This is a genomic window from Alicycliphilus denitrificans K601, from assembly GCF_000204645.1.
Taxonomy (GTDB): Bacteria; Pseudomonadota; Gammaproteobacteria; order Burkholderiales; family Burkholderiaceae_C; genus Alicycliphilus; species Alicycliphilus denitrificans.
The window spans coordinates 2484306-2501090 of the sequence record NC_015422.1 but is presented as its reverse complement, the minus strand read 5'-3'; the positions used below and the strand labels follow the sequence as shown (position 1 = coordinate 2501090).

The 16785-nt window shown below is 69.0% G+C and carries 18 protein-coding genes; 6 read left to right on the top strand and 12 right to left on the bottom strand.

Annotated elements, in window-relative coordinates; genetic code table 11:
- Window positions 1-16 precede the first annotated feature (16 nt).
- The 6 genes from hscB to uvrB form a co-directional block, all read right to left on the bottom strand.
- Complete coding sequence (gene hscB / locus ALIDE2_RS11960; RefSeq protein ID WP_013519040.1) at window positions 17-535, bottom strand: Fe-S protein assembly co-chaperone HscB; 519 nt, start codon at window positions 533-535, stop codon at window positions 17-19.
- A gap of 57 nt (window positions 536-592) precedes the next feature.
- A complete protein-coding gene (iscA, locus tag ALIDE2_RS11955; protein WP_013519039.1) occupies window positions 593-916 on the bottom strand; it encodes an iron-sulfur cluster assembly protein IscA in 324 nt (107 codons plus the stop codon).
- Window positions 917-923: 7 nt separating this feature from the next.
- Window positions 924-1325 (bottom strand): Fe-S cluster assembly scaffold IscU, encoded by a 402-nt coding sequence (gene iscU, locus ALIDE2_RS11950; protein WP_013519038.1) that lies wholly within the window; start codon window positions 1323-1325, stop codon window positions 924-926.
- A gap of 22 nt (window positions 1326-1347) precedes the next feature.
- Complete coding sequence (locus tag ALIDE2_RS11945; protein WP_013519037.1) at window positions 1348-2568, bottom strand: IscS subfamily cysteine desulfurase; 1221 nt, start codon at window positions 2566-2568, stop codon at window positions 1348-1350.
- A gap of 75 nt (window positions 2569-2643) precedes the next feature.
- Window positions 2644-3180, bottom strand: coding sequence for a Fe-S cluster assembly transcriptional regulator IscR (gene iscR / locus ALIDE2_RS11940; RefSeq protein ID WP_013519036.1), 537 nt, complete (start codon window positions 3178-3180; stop codon window positions 2644-2646).
- A gap of 250 nt (window positions 3181-3430) precedes the next feature.
- Complete coding sequence (uvrB, locus tag ALIDE2_RS11935; RefSeq protein ID WP_013519035.1) at window positions 3431-5518, bottom strand: excinuclease ABC subunit UvrB; 2088 nt, start codon at window positions 5516-5518, stop codon at window positions 3431-3433.
- Between the two features lie 115 nt (window positions 5519-5633).
- Here uvrB and ALIDE2_RS11930 point away from each other — a divergent pair, with 115 nt between their 5' ends.
- A complete protein-coding gene (locus tag ALIDE2_RS11930; RefSeq protein ID WP_013519034.1) occupies window positions 5634-6830 on the top strand; it encodes an amino acid aminotransferase in 1197 nt (398 codons plus the stop codon).
- A 109-nt stretch (window positions 6831-6939) separates the two neighbouring features.
- On the opposite strand, the gene ALIDE2_RS11925 is transcribed toward ALIDE2_RS11930, so the two are convergent.
- Window positions 6940-9366: a YgiQ family radical SAM protein gene (locus tag ALIDE2_RS11925; protein WP_013722168.1), complete on the bottom strand. Its 2427-nt coding sequence runs from the start codon at window positions 9364-9366 to the stop codon at window positions 6940-6942.
- A gap of 76 nt (window positions 9367-9442) precedes the next feature.
- Window positions 9443-9901, bottom strand: a complete 459-nt coding sequence (gene azu, locus ALIDE2_RS11920) for an azurin (RefSeq protein WP_013722167.1) — start codon at window positions 9899-9901, stop codon at window positions 9443-9445.
- Between the two features lie 181 nt (window positions 9902-10082).
- Here azu and ALIDE2_RS11915 point away from each other — a divergent pair, with 181 nt between their 5' ends.
- Window positions 10083-10673, top strand: coding sequence for an IMPACT family protein (locus ALIDE2_RS11915; RefSeq protein WP_013519031.1), 591 nt, complete (start codon window positions 10083-10085; stop codon window positions 10671-10673).
- Window positions 10674-10688: 15 nt separating this feature from the next.
- On the opposite strand, the gene ALIDE2_RS11910 is transcribed toward ALIDE2_RS11915, so the two are convergent.
- The 3 genes from ALIDE2_RS11910 to ALIDE2_RS11900 are packed head-to-tail and all read right to left on the bottom strand — an operon-like array spanning window position 10689 to window position 13867.
- Window positions 10689-12032 (bottom strand): D-serine ammonia-lyase, encoded by a 1344-nt coding sequence (locus ALIDE2_RS11910; protein WP_013722166.1) that lies wholly within the window; start codon window positions 12030-12032, stop codon window positions 10689-10691.
- Window positions 12033-12043: 11 nt separating this feature from the next.
- A complete protein-coding gene (rlmD, locus tag ALIDE2_RS11905; protein ID WP_013722165.1) occupies window positions 12044-13495 on the bottom strand; it encodes a 23S rRNA (uracil(1939)-C(5))-methyltransferase RlmD in 1452 nt (483 codons plus the stop codon).
- 51 nt (window positions 13496-13546) lie between these two features.
- Window positions 13547-13867 (bottom strand): hypothetical protein, encoded by a 321-nt coding sequence (locus tag ALIDE2_RS11900; RefSeq protein WP_013519028.1) that lies wholly within the window; start codon window positions 13865-13867, stop codon window positions 13547-13549.
- Window positions 13868-13969: 102 nt separating this feature from the next.
- Between ALIDE2_RS11900 and ALIDE2_RS11895 the strand changes: the two genes are divergently transcribed.
- The 4 genes from ALIDE2_RS11895 (at window position 13970) to ALIDE2_RS11880 (ending at window position 16056) form a co-directional block, all read left to right on the top strand.
- Window positions 13970-14524: a sigma-70 family RNA polymerase sigma factor gene (locus ALIDE2_RS11895; protein ID WP_013519027.1), complete on the top strand. Its 555-nt coding sequence runs from the start codon at window positions 13970-13972 to the stop codon at window positions 14522-14524.
- 15 nt (window positions 14525-14539) lie between these two features.
- Window positions 14540-14983 (top strand): anti-sigma factor family protein, encoded by a 444-nt coding sequence (locus ALIDE2_RS11890; protein WP_013519026.1) that lies wholly within the window; start codon window positions 14540-14542, stop codon window positions 14981-14983.
- Window positions 14980-15450, top strand: coding sequence for a Spy/CpxP family protein refolding chaperone (locus tag ALIDE2_RS11885; protein ID WP_013722164.1), 471 nt, complete (start codon window positions 14980-14982; stop codon window positions 15448-15450). Before ALIDE2_RS11890 ends, ALIDE2_RS11885 begins: the two co-directional genes overlap by 4 nt.
- Window positions 15451-15576: 126 nt before the next feature.
- Window positions 15577-16056, top strand: a complete 480-nt coding sequence (locus ALIDE2_RS11880; RefSeq protein ID WP_013519024.1) for a hypothetical protein — start codon at window positions 15577-15579, stop codon at window positions 16054-16056.
- Between the two features lie 74 nt (window positions 16057-16130).
- Here the strand turns inward: ALIDE2_RS11880 and ALIDE2_RS11875 are convergent, their stop codons facing one another.
- Window positions 16131-16754 carry a 2'-5' RNA ligase family protein gene (locus ALIDE2_RS11875; RefSeq protein ID WP_013519023.1) on the bottom strand — a complete coding sequence of 208 codons (624 nt, stop codon included), beginning with the start codon at window positions 16752-16754 and terminating at the stop codon, window positions 16131-16133.
- Window positions 16755-16785: the final 31 nt, after the last annotated feature.

Below are 16785 nucleotides of genomic sequence, written 5' to 3'. Positions count from 1 at the left end.
GTGTGGAGGCAACCCGCTATTGTCCCAGTTGCTCGCGCCGCGAATCGATGTCCTGCGCAAATCGCGCAATGAACATGAGGGCTCTGACCTCGCGCGCCGCGCCGGCGTAGTCCTGCCGCGCGTCGATCAGCTCGCCGCAGCGCGCGATGGCGGCGCCGCGCGCGGCCTGGGTCTCGTCATCGAGGGCGTCGAGCTCGGCCATGCTGGCGGCCTCTTCGAGCGCCTCGCGCCACTGCATCTGCTGCATCAGGAAGGCCGCGGGCATGGCCGTGTTGTCCTCGGCGCGTATCGGCGCGCCGTGGAGCTCGCACAGGTAGGCGGCGCGCCTGAGCGGATCCTTCAGGCGCTGGTAGGCCTCGTTGATGCGCACCGACCACTGCATGGCCACGCGCTGCGCGGCCGCCCCCTGCGCGGCGAAGCGGTCGGGATGGGCCTCGCGCTGCAGGTCCTTCCAGCGGGCATCGAGCGTGGCCCGCTCCTGCGCGAAGCTGCGCGGCACGCCGAAGAGTTCGAAATCGTCGGATTGAAGATTCATAAAAAAAACCGCCAGCGCAGCGGGCGATGGCGGTTGCGGCGCTGACTCACGGCACGGTCACACGCGGAAGCTCTCTCCGCAGCCGCAGCGATCGCGCTCGTTGGGGTTGATGAAGCGAAAACCCTCGTTGAGGCCCTCGCGCACGAAGTCGAGCTCCGTCCCGTCGATATAGGCCAGGCTCTTGGGGTCGATCAGCACCTTGACGCCATGGTTTTCGAAAACGATGTCCTCTGGAGCCTGCTCGTCCACGTATTCGAGCTTGTAGGCCAGGCCCGAGCAGCCCGTGGTCTTGACGCCAAGACGCACGCCAAGCCCTTTGCCCCTGCGGGCAAGGTAGCGGGTCACATGCCGGGCAGCGGCTTCGGTCAACGTGATGGCCATGGTCGTATCAGGCGGCTTCCACGGCCGCTTCGTGCTTGGCCTTGTAGTCGTTCACGGCCGCCTTGATCGCGTCCTCGGCCAGGATGGAGCAGTGGATCTTCACGGGCGGCAGCGCCAGTTCCTCGGCGATCTGGCTGTTCTTGAGCGCAGCCGCCTCGTCCAGCGTCTTGCCCTTGACCCATTCGGTCACCAGCGACGACGACGCGATGGCCGAGCCGCAGCCGTAAGTCTTGAAGCGCGCGTCCTCGATCACGCCGGTCTCGGGGTTCACCTTGATCTGCAGCTTCATCACGTCGCCGCAGGCGGGCGCGCCCACCATGCCGGTGCCCACGGTGTCGTCGCCCTTGTCGAACGAACCGACGTTGCGGGGGTTTTCGTAATGGTCGATCACTTTGTCGGAATAAGCCATGGTGTGTGTTCCTCCTAGTCTGTCAGTGGGCCGCCCACTGGATGGTGCTCAGGTCGACGCCATCCTGGTACATCTCCCACAGGGGGCTCAGTTCGCGCAGCTTGGCCACGTTGTGGCGGATGGTGCTGATCGCGTAGTCGATTTCTTCCTCGGTCGTGAAGCGGCCGATGGTCATGCGCAGGCTGCTGTGCGCCAGCTCGTCGCTGCGCCCCAGCGCGCGCAGCACGTAGCTGGGCTCCAGGCTGGCCGAGGTGCAGGCCGAACCGCTCGACACCGCCAGGCCCTTGATGCCCATGATCAGCGATTCACCCTCCACGTAGTTGAAGCTTATGTTCAGGTTGTGGGGCACGCGCTGCCGCAGGTCGCCGTTGATGAACACCTGCTCGATGTCCTTCAGGCCATTGAGCAGGCGCTCGTGCAGCGCGCGCACCTTGGCCAGGTCCTGCACCATCTCCAGCCTGGCGAGGCGGAAGGCCTCGCCCATGCCCACGATCTGGTGCGTGGGCAGCGTGCCCGAGCGCATGCCGCGCTCGTGGCCGCCGCCGTGCATCTGCGCCTCGATGCGCACGCGCGGCTTGCGGCGCACGTACAGCGCGCCTATGCCCTTGGGGCCGTAGGTCTTGTGCGATGCCAGACTCATCAGGTCCACGGGCAGCCGGCCCAGGTCGATCTCGACCTTGCCGGTGGCCTGGGCGGCGTCCACATGGAAAATCACGCCCTTCTCGCGGCACAGGGCGCCGATGGCCGGGATGTCCTGGACCACGCCGATCTCGTTGTTCACGAACATGACGCTGGCGAGGATGGTGTCGGGGCGCAGCGCGGCCTTGAACTTCTCGATGTCGAGCAGGCCGTTCTCCTGCACGTCGAGGTAGGTGACCTCGAAGCCCTGGCGTTCAAGCTCGCGCATCACGTCCAGCACGGCCTTGTGCTCGGTCTTGACGGTGATGAGGTGCTTGCCCTTGCCCTTGTAGAAATGGGCCGCGCCCTTGATGGCGAGGTTGTTCGACTCGGTCGCGCCGCTGGTCCAGACGATCTCGCGCGGGTCGGCGCCGATGAGATCGGCCACATGGCCGCGGGCCTTCTCCACGGCCTCTTCCGCCTCCCAGCCCCAGGCATGGCTGCGCGACGCCGGATTGCCGAAGTGCTCGCGCAGCCAGGGAATCATCGCGTCGACGACCCGGCCGTCCACGGGAGTCGTGGCGCCGTAGTCAAGGTAAATGGGGAAATGCGGAGTCATGTCCATGGCTGGCTCGAATGGAAGGCGCTGGCTGGCGAAAGTCTGGAATCAAACGAATGGTGCGGCATCGGCCTGCAAGGCTCAGGACTTGGCGAAGGCGTTGCCCAGGGCGAACACCGAGTTGGGCGCATTCACGCGGATGGGCTTGACCACCGGCGTGGTCGAGATGGCGCGGCGCGTGACGGGCTTGTCCTCGATCTGCACGCCCTTGGCGAGCTGGTCGTCCACCAGTTTCTGCAGCGTCACGGAATCGAGGAACTCCACCATACGCTGGTTCAGCGTGGCCCAGAGGTCGTGCGTCATGCAGCGGCCCGCCTCGCCCAGGCAGTTCTCCTTGCCGCCGCATTGCGTGGCGTCGATGGGCTCGTCCACGGAGACGATGATGTCGGCTACGGTAATATCGCCCGCCTTGCGGGCCAGCGTGTAGCCGCCGCCGGGGCCACGCGTGGACTCCACCAGTTCGTGACGACGCAGCTTGCCGAACAGCTGCTCCAGGTAGGACAGCGAAATCTGCTGGCGCTGGCTGATGGCCGCCAGGGTGACGGGGCCATTGTTCTGGCGCAGGGCCAGGTCGATCATGGCGGTGACCGCAAAACGGCCTTTGGTAGTGAGACGCATCGCAAGCTCCTTTGTCTAGGCTTGATCGTTATCAAAACGCCCGGACATGGCTTGATCCACGCCCTGGCACCGTCTCCGCCCTTTCCACGGAGCTGGCAGCCCGTAACCGCTGCCCCGAGGCCCTTGTCTTCGCTAGGCTCTATTAGTTGAGTAGTTGGTGGGAGTATAGCACAAACCCTATCAATTTTGTCGGGTAACTAGACTGCACAGTCGCATTTCCCCCCGCCCGGTCACACACCCGGTGCCGCGCTCAGGCCGGGACATGGTCGCCGCCATGGGCGCCAAAGACCCGGTCCTTCAGGCGGGCTAGCTCGTCGCGCACACGCGCGGCCTGTTCGAATTCCAGGTTGCGCGCATGTTCCAGCATGCGTTTCTCCAACCGCTTGATCTCGCGCGCGATGTCCTTTTCGGACATCTCCTCGAGCTCGGCGTGGCGCGCCGCCTCCTGCTCCAGGCGCAACGCCTCCTGGCCGGCCTTTTCGCTGTAGACGCCGTCAATCAGGTCTCTTACCTGCTTGACAATGCTGCGCGGCGTGATCCCCAGCGCCTCGTTGTGTGCGATCTGTTTGGCACGCCGGCGTTCCGTCTCGCCGATGGCTTTTTTCATCGAGTCGGTCACACGGTCGGCGTACAAAATGGCCTTGCCGTTGACGTTGCGCGCCGCGCGGCCAATGGTCTGGATCAGGCTGCGCTCGGCACGCAGAAAGCCTTCTTTGTCGGCGTCCAGAATGGCGACCAGCGACACCTCGGGGATGTCCAAACCCTCGCGCAGCAGGTTGATGCCCACCAGCACGTCGAAGGCGCCCAGGCGCAGGTCGCGGATGATTTCCACGCGCTCCACGGTGTCCACGTCGGAGTGCAGGTAGCGCACCTTCACGCCGTTGTCGGCGAGGTAGTCGGTCAGCTGCTCGGCCATGCGCTTGGTCAGCGTGGTGATGAGCACGCGCTCGTTCTTCTCCACGCGCAGGCGGATTTCCTGCAGCACGTCGTCGACCTGGGTGCTGGCCGGGCGCACCTCCACCTCGGGATCGACCAGGCCCGTGGGGCGCACCACCTGGTCCACGATCTGGCCCGAGTGCTCCTTCTCGTAGTCCGCCGGCGTGGCCGAGACGAAGACCACCTGGCGCATGCGCTGCTCGAACTCCTCGAACTTGAGCGGGCGGTTGTCCAGCGCCGAAGGCAGGCGAAAGCCGTATTCGACCAGCGTGGTCTTGCGCGAGCGGTCGCCGTTGTACATGGCGTTGAGCTGGCCGATCATCTGGTGGCTCTCGTCGAGGAACATCAGCGCATCGGGCGGCAGGTAGTCGGTGAGCGTGCTCGGCGGCTCGCCCGGGGCGGCGCCCGAGAGGTGGCGCGTGTAGTTCTCGATGCCCTTGCAGTGCCCCACCTCGGACAGCATCTCCAGGTCGAAGCGCGTGCGCTGCTCCAGGCGCTGGGCCTCGACCAGCTTGCCCTCCCTGGCGAAGAACTCCAGGCGCTCGCGCAGTTCCTCCTTGATGGTCTCCACGGCGCCCAGCACCACGTCGCGCGGCGTCACGTAGTGGCTGCTGGGGTAGACGGTGAAGCGCGGGATTTTCTGCTGCACGCGCCCGGTGAGCGGGTCGAACAGCTGCAGGCTCTCGACCTCGTCGTCGAAGAGCTCGATGCGCACCGCGAGCTCGGAATGCTCGGCCGGGAACACGTCGATGGTGTCGCCGCGCACGCGGAACTTGCCGCGCGAGAAGTCCTGGTCGTTGCGCTGGTACTGCATGCGGATCAGCTGGGCGATCACCTCGCGCTGGCCCATCCTGTCGCCGGCGCGCAGCGTCATCACCATGCGGTGGTAGCTCTCGGGGTTGCCGATGCCGTAGATGGCCGACACGGTGGCGACGATGACCACATCACGGCGCTCCAGCAGGCTCTTGGTGCAAGACAGGCGCATCTGCTCGATGTGCTCGTTGATGGCGCTGTCCTTCTCGATGAACAGGTCGCGCTGCGGCACGTAGGCCTCGGGCTGGTAGTAGTCGTAGTAGCTGACGAAATACTCCACCGCGTTCTTGGGGAAGAACTCGCGGAACTCGCTGTAGAGCTGCGCCGCCAGCGTCTTGTTGGGCGCGAACACGATGGCCGGACGGCCCAGGCGGGCGATCACGTTGGCCATGGTGAAGGTCTTGCCCGAACCCGTCACGCCCAGCAGGGTCTGGAACACCTCGCCGTCGCGCACGCCCTCCACCAGCTTGGCGATGGCCTCGGGCTGGTCGCCCGCCGGCGGATAGGGCTGGAACAGCTCGAACGGCGAGTCGGGAAAGTGGACGAACTGCCCGGCGGGTGCGGGCGCGGCAGTGGCGGCTGGTTGCATGGCGGCGGTCAACGACACCCGGACGCGCGTCGTTCATTAAAATTGCGGGCTGACCCGAAAGCCTACTGCACCTGGGGTCACGCGCGAGAAATTCCACCCCCCTCAAGGATTCTTCATGTCTCTGTTTTCTGCCGTCGAAATGGCACCCCGCGACCCCATCCTGGGTCTGAACGAACAATTCGCCGCCGACACCAACCCCGCCAAGGTCAACCTGGGCGTGGGCGTGTACTTCGACGACAACGGCAAGCTGCCCCTGCTGCAGTGTGTGCAGGCGGCCGAAAAGGCCATGATGGACAAGCCCACGGCGCGCGGCTATCTGCCGATCGACGGCATCGCCGCCTACGACAACGCCGTCAAGGCGCTGGTGTTCGGCGCCGACTCCGACGTGGTCAAGTCCGGCCGCGTGGCCACGGTGCAGGCCATCGGCGGCACGGGCGGCCTGAAGATCGGCGCCGACTTCCTGAAAAAGGTCAGCCCGGATGCCAAGGTGCTGATCTCCGACCCGAGCTGGGAGAACCACCGCGCCATCTTCACCAACGCGGGCTTCGAGGTGGGCAGCTACCGCTACTACGACGCCGCCACGCGCTCGGTGGACTTCGACGGCATGCTGGCCGACCTGCAGGCCGCCGCGCCCGGCACCATCGCCGTGCTGCACGCCTGCTGCCACAACCCCACGGGCTACGACATCACGCCCGCGCAGTGGGACAAGGTGATCGAGGTGGTCAAGGCCAAGGGCCTCGTGGCCTTCCTCGACATGGCCTACCAGGGCTTCGGCCACGGCATCGCCGAGGACGGCGCCGTCATCGGCAAGTTCGTCGCCGCGGGCCTGAACATCTTCGTCTCCACGTCCTTCAGCAAGAGCTTCAGCCTGTACGGCGAGCGCGTGGGCGCGCTGTCGGTGGTGGCCAACGACAAGGACGAGGCCGCGCGCGTGCTCAGCCAGCTCAAGATCGTCATCCGCACCAACTACAGCAACCCGCCCACGCACGGCGGCGCCGTGGTGGCCGCGGTGCTGAACGACCCCGCGCTGCGCGCCCTGTGGGAAAAGGAACTGGGCGAGATGCGCGTGCGCATCAAGGCCATGCGCCAGAAGCTGGTGGACGGCCTGAAAGCCGCCGGCGTGAAGCAGGACATGGGCTTCATCACCACGCAGATCGGCATGTTCAGCTACTCGGGCCTGTCCAAGGACCAGATGGTGCGCCTGAGGAGCGAGTTCGGCGTCTACGGCACCGACACGGGCCGCATGTGCGTGGCCGCGCTCAACAGCAAGAATATCGACTACGTATGCCAGTCGATCGCCAAGGTGATCTGAGCCTCTTCGGCCACCCGCCAATGAGAAACCGCCCTCGGGCGGTTTTTTCATGGTCTTTTTGGGCTTTAGCACCTACCTAGCAAGCGCTTGCAGCTATCGATATAGGAGCTTAGCGCCGCTTGCGCGGCGGCAGGCCCGTGTGCTGGGACAGCATCTGCCCCGGCCGGGGCTGGGCCGTGCGGAAGCGCACGTCGCCCTGGGGCTCCTGCTGCTCCTGCGGGCGGCGGCGCAGCGCGACGGCCTTGCCGTCCTTGTTGATGGCGTAGCCCACGCCGGGCGCGCCGCCCTTGGGCGCGGTGCTGTTCTTCCTGCGCGCGCTCTGGTAGCCGCCATCGACCAGCGGCTGGAACGTGGGGATCAGGTGGTGCTTGCCGTTGCCGATCAGGTCGGCGCGGCCCATGCTCTTCAGGGCCTCGCGCAGCAGCGGCCAGTTGTTCGGGTCGTGGTAGCGCAGGAAGGCCTTGTGCAGGCGGCGGCGCTTCTCGCCGCGCACGGTGTCCACCTGCTCCTCGGCGGCGTCGCGCATCTGGCGGCGCACGCGGGTCAGGGTGTTGCGGCCCGTGTGGTACATGGCCGTGGCGCTGGCCATGGGGCTGGGGTAGAAGGCCTGCACCTGGTCGGCGCGAAAGCCGTTCTTCTTGAGCCAGAGGGCCAGGTTCAGCATGTCCTCGTCGGTGGTGCCGGGGTGGGCGGCGATGAAGTACGGGATCAGGTACTGCTTCTTGCCCGCCTCGGCCGTGTACTGCTCGAACATCTGCTTGAAGCGGTCGTAGTTGCCTATGCCGGGCTTCATCATCTTCGACAGCGGCCCTGCCTCGGTGTGCTCGGGCGCGATCTTGAGGTACCCGCCCACGTGGTGCTGCACCAGTTCCTTCACGTACTCGGGCGACTGCACCGCCAGGTCGTAGCGCAGGCCCGAGCCGATCAGGATCTTCTTGATGCCCGGCAACCTGCGCGCGCGGCGGTAGATGTTGATGAGCGGGCCGTGGTCGGTGTGCAGGTTCTGGCAGATGCCGGGGAACACGCAGCTGGGCTTGCGGCAGGCGGCCTCGATCTCGGGGCTGCGGCAGCCCAGGCGGTACATGTTGGCCGTGGGGCCGCCCAGGTCGGAGATGGTGCCGGTGAAGCCCTTGACCTTGTCGCGAATGTCTTCCACCTCGGCAAGGATGGAGTCCTCGGAGCGGCTCTGGATGATGCGCCCCTCGTGCTCGGTGATGGAGCAGAAGGTGCAGCCGCCGAAGCAGCCGCGCATGATGTTGATGGAGGCGCGGATCATCTCCCACGCGGGGATCTTGGTGGCCCCCTCGAAGCCGCCCTTCTCGTCGGCATAGCCCGGGTGGGGGTTGCGCGCATAGGGCAAGCCGAAGATCCAGTCCATCTCGGCCGTGGTCAGGGGGATGGGCGGCGGGTTCAGCCACACGTCGCGCGCCGCCCTGCCCTCGCCATGCGCCTGCACCAGCGCGCGGGCGTTGCCGGGGTTGGTCTCCAGGTGCAGCACGCGGTTGGCGTGGGCGTAGAGCACGGGGTCGGCCTTGACCTGCTCGTAGCCGGGCAGGCGGATCACCGTCCTGCCGCGCGGCGGCAGGGCGCGGCCGCTGCGCCCCCGGGCCGGCAGCGCCGGGTTGGGGATGAATTGCACGGGCTTCAGGTCTTTTTTGCCTCCAGCGCTTTCCTGGCAAGCGCTTGCAGCTATGGAAGAAGGAGCATCCTCCTGCGCGCAAGCCTGGCCCTGGGCCGCGGCCTGCTCGCTCGTGGTCATGTAGGGGTTGATGAGCTCGTCGACGCGGCCGGGCTCGTCCACCTCGGTGGAGTCGATCTCGAACCAGCCGGGCTCCGACGCGCGGCGCACGAAGGCCGTGCCGCGCACGTCGGTGATGCTCTCCACCGGCTGGCGCTGGGCGATGCGGTGCGCCACCTCGACCAGGGCGCGCTCGGCGTTGCCGAACAGCAGGATGTCGCACTTGCTGTCCACCACGATGGAGCGGCGCACCTTGTCGCTCCAGTAGTCGTAGTGGGCGATGCGGCGCAGGCTCCCCTCGATGCCGCCGAGCACGATGGGCACGTCCTTGTACGCCTCGCGGCAGCGCTGGCTGTAGACGACGGCCGCGCGGTCGGGGCGCTTGCCGCCCACGTCGCCGGGGGTGTAGGCGTCGTCGCTGCGGATCTTGCGGTCCGCCGTGTAGCGGTTGATCATGGAATCCATGTTGCCCGCCGTCACGCCCCAAAACAGGTTGGGCTTGCCCAGCGCCTTGAAGGCGTCGGCGCTGTGCCAGTCGGGCTGGGCGATGATGCCCACGCGAAAGCCCTGCGCCTCCAGCACGCGGCCGATCACGGCCATGCCGAAGCTCGGGTGGTCCACGTAGGCGTCGCCCGTCACCAGCACGACGTCGCAGCTGTCCCAGCCGAGCCGCTCCATCTCGGCGCGGCTCATCGGCAGATAGGGCGCCGGGCCGAAGCGCTTGGCCCAGTACGGGCGGTAGCTGGTCAGGGGCTTGGCGTGGCGCGGAAAGAAGGAGACATCGATAGGGGCGTTCATCGGCGGGCCTGCGGGACGGGGCCGGGCATTTTAGGTGCCGCGTGCCGTTTCCGCCATGGCCCGCCCACCCCCACCCTCACTTGGCCAGCGCCAGCGAGCCCTTCATGACGACCGAATGCCCCGGGAACGAGCAGAAATAGCTGTACGGCCCGCCGGCCTTGAGCGCGCTGGTGGCAAAGGTCACCGCGTCGGACTCGCCGCCGCCCACGACCTTGGTGTGGGCCAGCACGCGCGTGTCGCCGTCCTTGACGTAGTTCTTGCCCAGGCCGGCCGCCACGCCGTCGGCCACCACGCCCTGCATGTCGGCCGTCTTGGCCAGCACCCAGTTGTGGCCCATGGTCGCCTTGGGCAGCTTGCCCGTGTGCTTGAGCGTGACGGTGAACTGCTTGCAGCTGGCGGGCACGCTGATGCTCGTCTTGTCGTACTGCATGGCGTCATTGCCATTGATCTCGGTGGCGCAGTCGGCGGCCCATGCCGCGTGCGCGCCGGCGCCGACCACGAGGGCCATCGCCAGGGGCTTCCAGAGTGTGTGCATGCTGATTCCTCCTTGATGCAAGCCACGCCCGGCTGGCCGGATGCATCGGGCAGACATGTGCCCTGGCCGGCCGCAGGCGGGACGTGGCATTCCTGCATTTCGCAGCGGCGGCCGGGGAAATCAAGCCTGCGAAATGTCACGAAATGGCAGAAAACGTGGCTGGGGTAAGCTCGCGGCCCCCATGCCATACACCCTGAGCGCCCCCGTCCACAGCGAACTCGTCATCAAGAAGAGCCGCTTCATCGGCTGCGTGCAGCCCATGGCGGACCGCGCCGGCGCCCAGGCGGTGGTGGACGGGCTGTGGCGCCAGCACCCGGGCGCGGCCCATGTCTGCTGGGCGCTGCTGGCGGGCGGCCAGTCGGCCGCGGTGGACGACGGCGAGCCCGGCGGCACGGCCGGCCGGCCCATGCTGGACGTGCTGCGCCACCAGGACCTGGAGGGCGTCCTGGCCACCGTGGTGCGCTACTTCGGCGGCGTGAAGCTGGGCGCGGGCGGCCTGGTGCGGGCCTACACCGACACCGTGGCCCAGGCCCTGCTGCAGGCCGAGAAGACACCGCTGCAGCGCATGAGCACCCTGCGGTGCAGCGTGCCCTATGCGCTGGAGGGGCTGCTGCGCCGCGAGGTCGAGGCCGCCGGCGCCGAGCTGCTGGACGTGGCCCACGGCTCGCAGGTGCTGCTGCGGCTGCGCCTGCCCCAGGCCCGGGCCGAGGCCTTCATGGAGCGCATGGGCGACCTGGGGCACGGCCGCGTGGCCTGGCTGGCGCCCGAGTGACGCCCCGCGCCGGCTTCAGCCCGCCGCCCGCCCGCGCTCCACGAAGCGCGCGTAGGCCTCGGGGGGCACGAATAGCCCGCCCGTGGTCCACACCAGGTGCGTGGCCTGCGGCAGGTGGGGCAGCAGGCCCTGCGCGGCCAGCCAGGCTCGGCCGCCATCCGTGCCCGCCAGCAGCCCGGGGCCGCCCAGCCCCGCGGCGGCCGATGGCTCGATGCGCTCGCCCGTGGCGTCCAGCACCTGCACCAGCTGGCGGAAAAGCGTCTCGTCGCGCACCGTGAAGCAGCCCGAGAGCAGCGGCGCCATGAGCTCGGCCGCGGGCAGCGAGGCGCGCGGCACGGCCAGGCCGTCGGCCTCGGTTTTGTTGGTCAGGCCCCAGTCGTACACCGAGGGGTGGGCGCCCTGCCCGGCCATCATCTGCACCATGAAGCAGGGCGACTGCACCGGCTCCGCGAAGAAACAGTGCACATGCGGCCCCAGCACCTGCCGCAGGCCGAAGGTGATGCCCGCTGGCGCGCCGCCCACGCCGCAGGGCAGGTACACGAACAGCGGGTGCCGCGCATCCACGGCGATGCCCGCGTCCCGCAGCTGCCGGCGCAGGTACGGCGCGGCGGCGCTGTAGCCCAGCAGCAGGGACAGCGAGCGCTCGTCGTCCACGAAATGGCTGAACGGGTCCTGCGCGGCCTGCGCGCGCCCCGCGGCCACGGCGCCCTCGTAGTCGCCCGCGTGCTCCACCACCTGCACGCCGCGCAGGCGCAGGCGCTCTTTCTTCCATTCCTTGGCGTCGGCCGACATGTGCACCACCGCGCGAAAGCCCAGCGCCGATGCGGCCACGCCGATGCCCAGCCCCAGGTTGCCCGTGGAGCCCACGGCCACGGTGTGGCGCGCGAACACGGCGCGCGCGGCCGGGCCGGCCAGGGCGCGGTAGTCGCCGGGGCCGGATTGCGGGGTGAGCAGGCCGTGCCGCAGGGCCAGGCGCTCGGCCAGCTCCAGCACCTCGTGGATGCCGCCGCGGGCCTTGACCGAGCCGGCCACGGGCAGCCCATGGTCGGCCTTGATCCACAAGGCGCCCTGCCCCGGCGCCAGGCCGGCGGCCGGGTGCAGGCCCGGCGCCCGCAGCAGGGGCGATTCGATCACGCCGCCCACGGCCCGCAGCTCGGGGAACACCTGCGCGAGCAGCGGCGCGCAGCGCGCGAAGCGGGCGGCGGCGGCCTCCATGTCATCCAGGCCGATCTGCGTGCCGGCCACGGGCAGCCGCGCCGCCGTGTCCCGGCGCCGCGGGTTGAACCACAGGCAGGGCTCGGCCCGGCGCAGCCGCGCGGCCACCGGGTCTTCGTGCGAGGGCGGAGGGGAAGAGCGCATGGAGGGCAATTTCAAGCCGCCCGCTCGAACACCGCCATGCTCTCCACATGGGCCGTGTGCGGGAACATGTTGACCACGCCCGCCGCCGCGCAGCGGTAGCCCGCCTGGTGCACCAGCAGGCCCGCGTCGCGCGCCAGCGTGGCGGGGTTGCAGCTCACGTAGACGATGCGCCGGGGCGGCTGCCAGCGCTCGTGCCCCGCGGGCAGCGGCGGCGCCTCCGCGGCGCCCAGGCGCGCCTGGTGGATGTCGGCCAGCGCCTTGGACAGGGCGAATGCGCCCTCGCGCGGCGGATCGACCAGCCATTTGTCGGCCGCGCCGTCGGCGATCAGCACCTCGGGCGTCATCTCGAACAGGTTGCGCGCAACAAAATTGGTAGCTGCCAGCGCTTTACCAGCCTGCCTTTGGGCCTGATTCTTCTGATAATTCTCGCGCGAGCGGGCGACCAGAGCCTCGCTGCCCTCCACGCCCAGCACCTCGCGCGAGCGGGTGGCGATGGGCAGCGTGAAGTTGCCCAGGCCGCAGAACCAGTCGATCACGCGCTCGTCCTCGCGCGCATCCAGCAGACGCAGCGCGCGCGTGACCAGCACGCGGTTGATGTGCGGGTTGACCTGGGTGAAGTCCGTGGGCTTGAAGGGCATGGTGATGCCGAAGTCCGGCAGCCCGTAGGCGAGCTGCTCGCCGCCCTCGTCGAGCAGGTGCACGGTGTCCGGCCCCTTGGGCTGCAGCCACCATTGCACGCCATGCTCGGCCGCGAAGGCGCGCAGCCTGTCCTTGTCGGCGTCCGACAGCGGCTCCAGGTGGCGCAGCACCAGGGCCGTGACCGCGTCGCCGCAGGCCAGCTCGATCTGCGGGCAGGTGTCGCGCGCCTGCATGCCGGCGATCAGGGCGCGCAGCGGCATGAGCATGGCGTCCACGTGCGGCGGCAGGATCTTGCAGGTCTGCATGTCGGCGATGTAGCGGCTCTTGCGCTCGTGAAAGCCCACCAGCACCGTGCCCTTCTTGGGCACGTAGCGCACCGACAGGCGCGCGCGGTAGCGGTAGCCCCAGGCCGGCCCCTCGATGGGGCGCAGGATGGTCTCGGCCTTCACCTTGGCCAGGTGCCAGAGGTTGTCCTCCAGCACGCGCTGCTTCATGGCCACCTGCGCGCCGGCATCCAGGTGCTGCATCTTGCAGCCGCCGCAGGCGCCCGCGTGCAGGCCGAAGTGCGGGCAGCCGGGCCGCACGCGCAGGCTGGATTCGCGGTGGATCTCGGTGAGGCTGGCCTGCTCCCAGTTGTTCTTCTTGCGATGGGTGTTGGCGCTGACCAGTTCGGTGGGCAGGGCGCCGTCGATGAACACGACCTTGCCGTCGCTCTTGCGCGCCACGCCCTGGGCGTCCATGTCCATGGACGTGACTTCGAGCCAGCCGGGCGGCAGAGGGTGCTGGGGTTCGGGTGGTAGATGGGTTGCAGTGGGGTCGCTCATGGCCCCGATTGTCTCAGGCCGCCGCCGCCCCGGCGGGCCATGGACGCCGTTTCAGCGCCGCTCGGCAGGCGGCACGCGCGCGGGGGGCGCGGCGTCCGCGGCGCCGGAGCGGGGGGCGCCCACGCTGGGCAGGTGGTTGATCTCGAGCTCGCAGCCGTGGTTGTCCAGCGAGAACACCAGCGTGCCGCCCGGGGCGATCTGCGCCACGGTCTCGTGCAGGGGGCGCGACAGGTCCACCGGCGGCGTCTGCGAGCGGTAGATGAGCTGCTTGTCTGCCCCATAGACCACGTAGCACGCGGCGCTGGCGCTCTGCGCAAGCAGGCCGGCAGACAAGGCGGCCGCGCAGGCAGCGGCAAGGCGAATGGCGGACATGGTTCCCTTCCTCCTGATGATGTGGATGCGCGGCATTATTGCGTGGCGCCAGGGTCCGCACGGCGATGGAACTTTTGCCGGCCCCGTGCGTTGATACCTGCCATGCGCCCCTTGAGCCCGCTTGACGAGACCGACCGCATCGCCCGTGCCCGGCGCGGGGAGATTGCGGCGTTCTCGGAGCTGGTGGCGCACTACCAGGACCGCATCTACCGCTTCCTGGTGCGCATGACCCGGTCACAGGAGGATGCGCGCGAATTGACCCAGGAAACCTTTCTGAGCGCCTACGAGGCACTGCCCCGCTGGCGCCCGGATGCGCGCCTGTCCACCTGGTTGTTCCGCATCGCGCGCAACCAGGCGGTGGACCGGCTGCGCCGCGCGCAGCGCGTGGAGTTCGTGGCGCTGGACGAGGCGCTGCACGAGCAGGTGCCGGCGGACACGCCCACGCCCGAAGCCGCGTTGCAGGCGCGCCAGCGCATCGCGGCGCTGGAGCGCGCGCTGGCGCGGCTGCCGGTGGAGCACCGCGAGATCCTGCTGCTGCGCGACATCGAGGACATGCCCTACGAAGACATTGCCGAGGTGCTGGGCATAAGCCTGGGCACCGTCAAATCCCGCATCGCCCGCGCGCGCGCCGGGCTGCTGCGCCACATGCCACGCTGACCGCAAGGAGCCGCCATGACCTGCCCTCGCACCGAAGACCTTTCCGCCTTTGCCGACCAGGCCCTGCCTGCGCGCCGGCAAGCCGCGCTGCGGCGGCATCTGCTGGCCTGCCCGGTGTGCCGCCAGCAGCTGGATGCGCTGCAAGCGCTGCGCCGGCAACTGCACGCCCTGCCCTCGCCCACGCTGGGCTTCGATCTGGCGGCGCAGCTGCAGGACCGGCTGCCGCGGCGCGCCCCAAGGCCCCGGCGTGCCGGCTGGAGCCTGCCGGGCTGGATGCCCACGGGCCTGGCGGCCGGCGCGGCTCTGGTCTGCGGCCTGTGGCTGGGCGGGCTGCTGCTGGGCACGGGCGCGTCCATACCGGCTGCCAGCCCTGCCATGGCGCGCGTCTTCGATCCCGTGCCGCCCGGCGGGCTCTGCGCCGCCGCCGAGATTTGCCGACTGCCGAGGACCCTGCAATGAAATACCCCGCCTGGACCCGCGCCCTGCTGGCCGTCTCGCTGGCGCTCAACCTGGGCGTTATCGCGGCGCTGGTACTGCGCCCCGCCCTCGTGGCCCCTCCCCAAGGCACGGCGGCGCCGGCCGTGCACCTGCCCGACTATCTTGCGCTCACGCCCGAGCAGCGCGCGCGCTGGGACGGGCTGGAGGCGCCCTTCCTGCACGACCTGTCGGCCAACTGGGGTGACATACGCCGCCACCGCGAGGCCCTGGTGCGCCACATCTTCGCGGCCACGCCGGACCGCGCGGCCATCGACGCCGAGCAGGCCGCCATTGCCCACCTGCAGGCCGCGCAGCAGCAGCGCGTGATCGCCCAGCTGCTGGCCGAGCGCGCGCTGCTTCATGAGGAGCAGCGCGAGCGGCTGCTGCAGCTGCTGCTGGGCCGCTACGCCGGGGAGGCGACCGAGGAGGAACTGCTGCACCGCAAATGAGGTGCCCGCACCGAAGATGCGAAGCAGACGGAACATTTCTGCGCGCCCTTCGTTGAAGACTGCAAGGCAGCCACGCCACCCGCGCACGGCCGCCTTGCATGGTTCGATCTTCAACGGAGCTTTCTCGTGAACACCTTCACCGCACTGCTGCTGGCCGCCGCCCTGGCCTCTCCCCTGGCCGCCACGGCCGCCACCGCGCACGACCACGGCGGCGGCGCCGAGACCCACCAATTGCAGCTCAATGCCGGCAGGAAATGGGGCACCGACGCGCCGCTGCGCAAGGCCATGACGGCCATTCACGGATCGGTCACGCAGATCCTGCCCGCGGCCCACGCGGGCAAGGCCACGCAGGCCGACTACGACGCCTTCGTCAACGCCATCAACCAGCAGGTCGCCTACATGGTGGAAAACTGCAAGCTGCCCCCCGAAGCCGACGCCCAGCTGCACATCATCGTGGCCGACCTGATGGCCGGCGCCGAGGCAGCCCAGGGCAAGCAGGGCGAGAACAAGCGTGCCGCGGGCGTGGTTCAAGTGGCCAAGGCCTCCAACGCCTACGGCAGGTACTTCGACCACAGCGGCTGGAAGGCCGTCAAGCTGCCCCACTGACGGGCATGGCCGCAGGCGCGGCGCGAAATTCTCATCAAAATGGGCTCAACCGCCCATGCATGAAGCGTTGGCAGCTATGTTTCAAATAGCGTCGTCGGGCCCAGGGGCCACTCGCCCAGCACCTCGTAAGGCCCACTCGATCCGCGTACGTTGTGCAGCAGCACGAAGCGGTCCACCGTCCAGGCCAGGGGCGGCACGGCCTGCTCGGGCACGGCCTGGCGGCTGTAGCACAGCGTCATGTGCGGCGTGATGCGCGGCGCCTGCGGCACGCCCTGCAGCCCCGGCACCTGGGACCACAGCTGCGCGTGCAGCGCCTCGTACAGGTGCAGGAAGCCCGGGTGCCCATCGGCAGGCCCGCACAGCACGCAGGGGCGCTTGGCCCGCGGCGCACGCGCAAAGCTCAGCACGCGGTCGAAGCGCAGCTGGAACGACGGCGCCCGCACCCGCGCCGCCGCGGCGCGCGCCCATGCCAGGTGGCGCTCGGACAGTGCGGCCTCCCAGCCCAGCGACAGCAGAGTGGCGTGCAGGCGCTGCGCCCGCACCTGCGCCTGCAGGTCGTGGCGCGCGATGAGCGACTGCGCCAGATCGGCCGCCGCGTGCGCCGCCGCGGCGTCGGGCAGCACGGCGAAGAACAGATGGTGCTGAAGGAGGGGCGCCGCAGGCTCCACGCCTGCGGGCGACTGTTGCGGTGCTTGCATACGCTCCACTGTAGCGCCTCGGTTTCGCCCT

Bases quoted from the DNA above. Each gene is read 5' to 3' on its own strand.
- ALIDE2_RS11875 (WP_013519023.1), bottom strand. From the start codon at position 16,754: ATGCAAGCACCGCAACAGTCGCCCGCAGGCGTGGAGCCTGCGGCGCCC.
- ALIDE2_RS11910 (WP_013722166.1), bottom strand. From the start codon at position 12,032: ATGCGCTCTTCCCCTCCGCCCTCGCACGAAGACCCGGTGGCCGCGCGG.
- ALIDE2_RS11930 (WP_013519034.1), top strand. From the start codon at position 5,634: ATGTCTCTGTTTTCTGCCGTCGAAATGGCACCCCGCGACCCCATCCTG.
- ALIDE2_RS11900 (WP_013519028.1), bottom strand. From the start codon at position 13,867: ATGTCCGCCATTCGCCTTGCCGCTGCCTGCGCGGCCGCCTTGTCTGCC.
- ALIDE2_RS11885 (WP_013722164.1), top strand. From the start codon at position 14,980: ATGAAATACCCCGCCTGGACCCGCGCCCTGCTGGCCGTCTCGCTGGCG.
- ALIDE2_RS11945 (WP_013519037.1), bottom strand. From the start codon at position 2,568: ATGGACATGACTCCGCATTTCCCCATTTACCTTGACTACGGCGCCACG.
- iscR (WP_013519036.1), bottom strand. From the start codon at position 3,180: ATGCGTCTCACTACCAAAGGCCGTTTTGCGGTCACCGCCATGATCGAC.
- hscB (WP_013519040.1), bottom strand. From the start codon at position 535: ATGAATCTTCAATCCGACGATTTCGAACTCTTCGGCGTGCCGCGCAGC.
- ALIDE2_RS11925 (WP_013722168.1), bottom strand. From the start codon at position 9,366: ATGAACGCCCCTATCGATGTCTCCTTCTTTCCGCGCCACGCCAAGCCC.
- uvrB (WP_013519035.1), bottom strand. From the start codon at position 5,518: ATGCAACCAGCCGCCACTGCCGCGCCCGCACCCGCCGGGCAGTTCGTC.
- iscU (WP_013519038.1), bottom strand. From the start codon at position 1,325: ATGGCTTATTCCGACAAAGTGATCGACCATTACGAAAACCCCCGCAAC.
- iscA (WP_013519039.1), bottom strand. From the start codon at position 916: ATGGCCATCACGTTGACCGAAGCCGCTGCCCGGCATGTGACCCGCTAC.
- rlmD (WP_013722165.1), bottom strand. From the start codon at position 13,495: ATGAGCGACCCCACTGCAACCCATCTACCACCCGAACCCCAGCACCCT.
- azu (WP_013722167.1), bottom strand. From the start codon at position 9,901: ATGCACACACTCTGGAAGCCCCTGGCGATGGCCCTCGTGGTCGGCGCC.
- ALIDE2_RS11915 (WP_013519031.1), top strand. From the start codon at position 10,083: ATGCCATACACCCTGAGCGCCCCCGTCCACAGCGAACTCGTCATCAAG.
- ALIDE2_RS11890 (WP_013519026.1), top strand. From the start codon at position 14,540: ATGACCTGCCCTCGCACCGAAGACCTTTCCGCCTTTGCCGACCAGGCC.
- ALIDE2_RS11895 (WP_013519027.1), top strand. From the start codon at position 13,970: ATGCGCCCCTTGAGCCCGCTTGACGAGACCGACCGCATCGCCCGTGCC.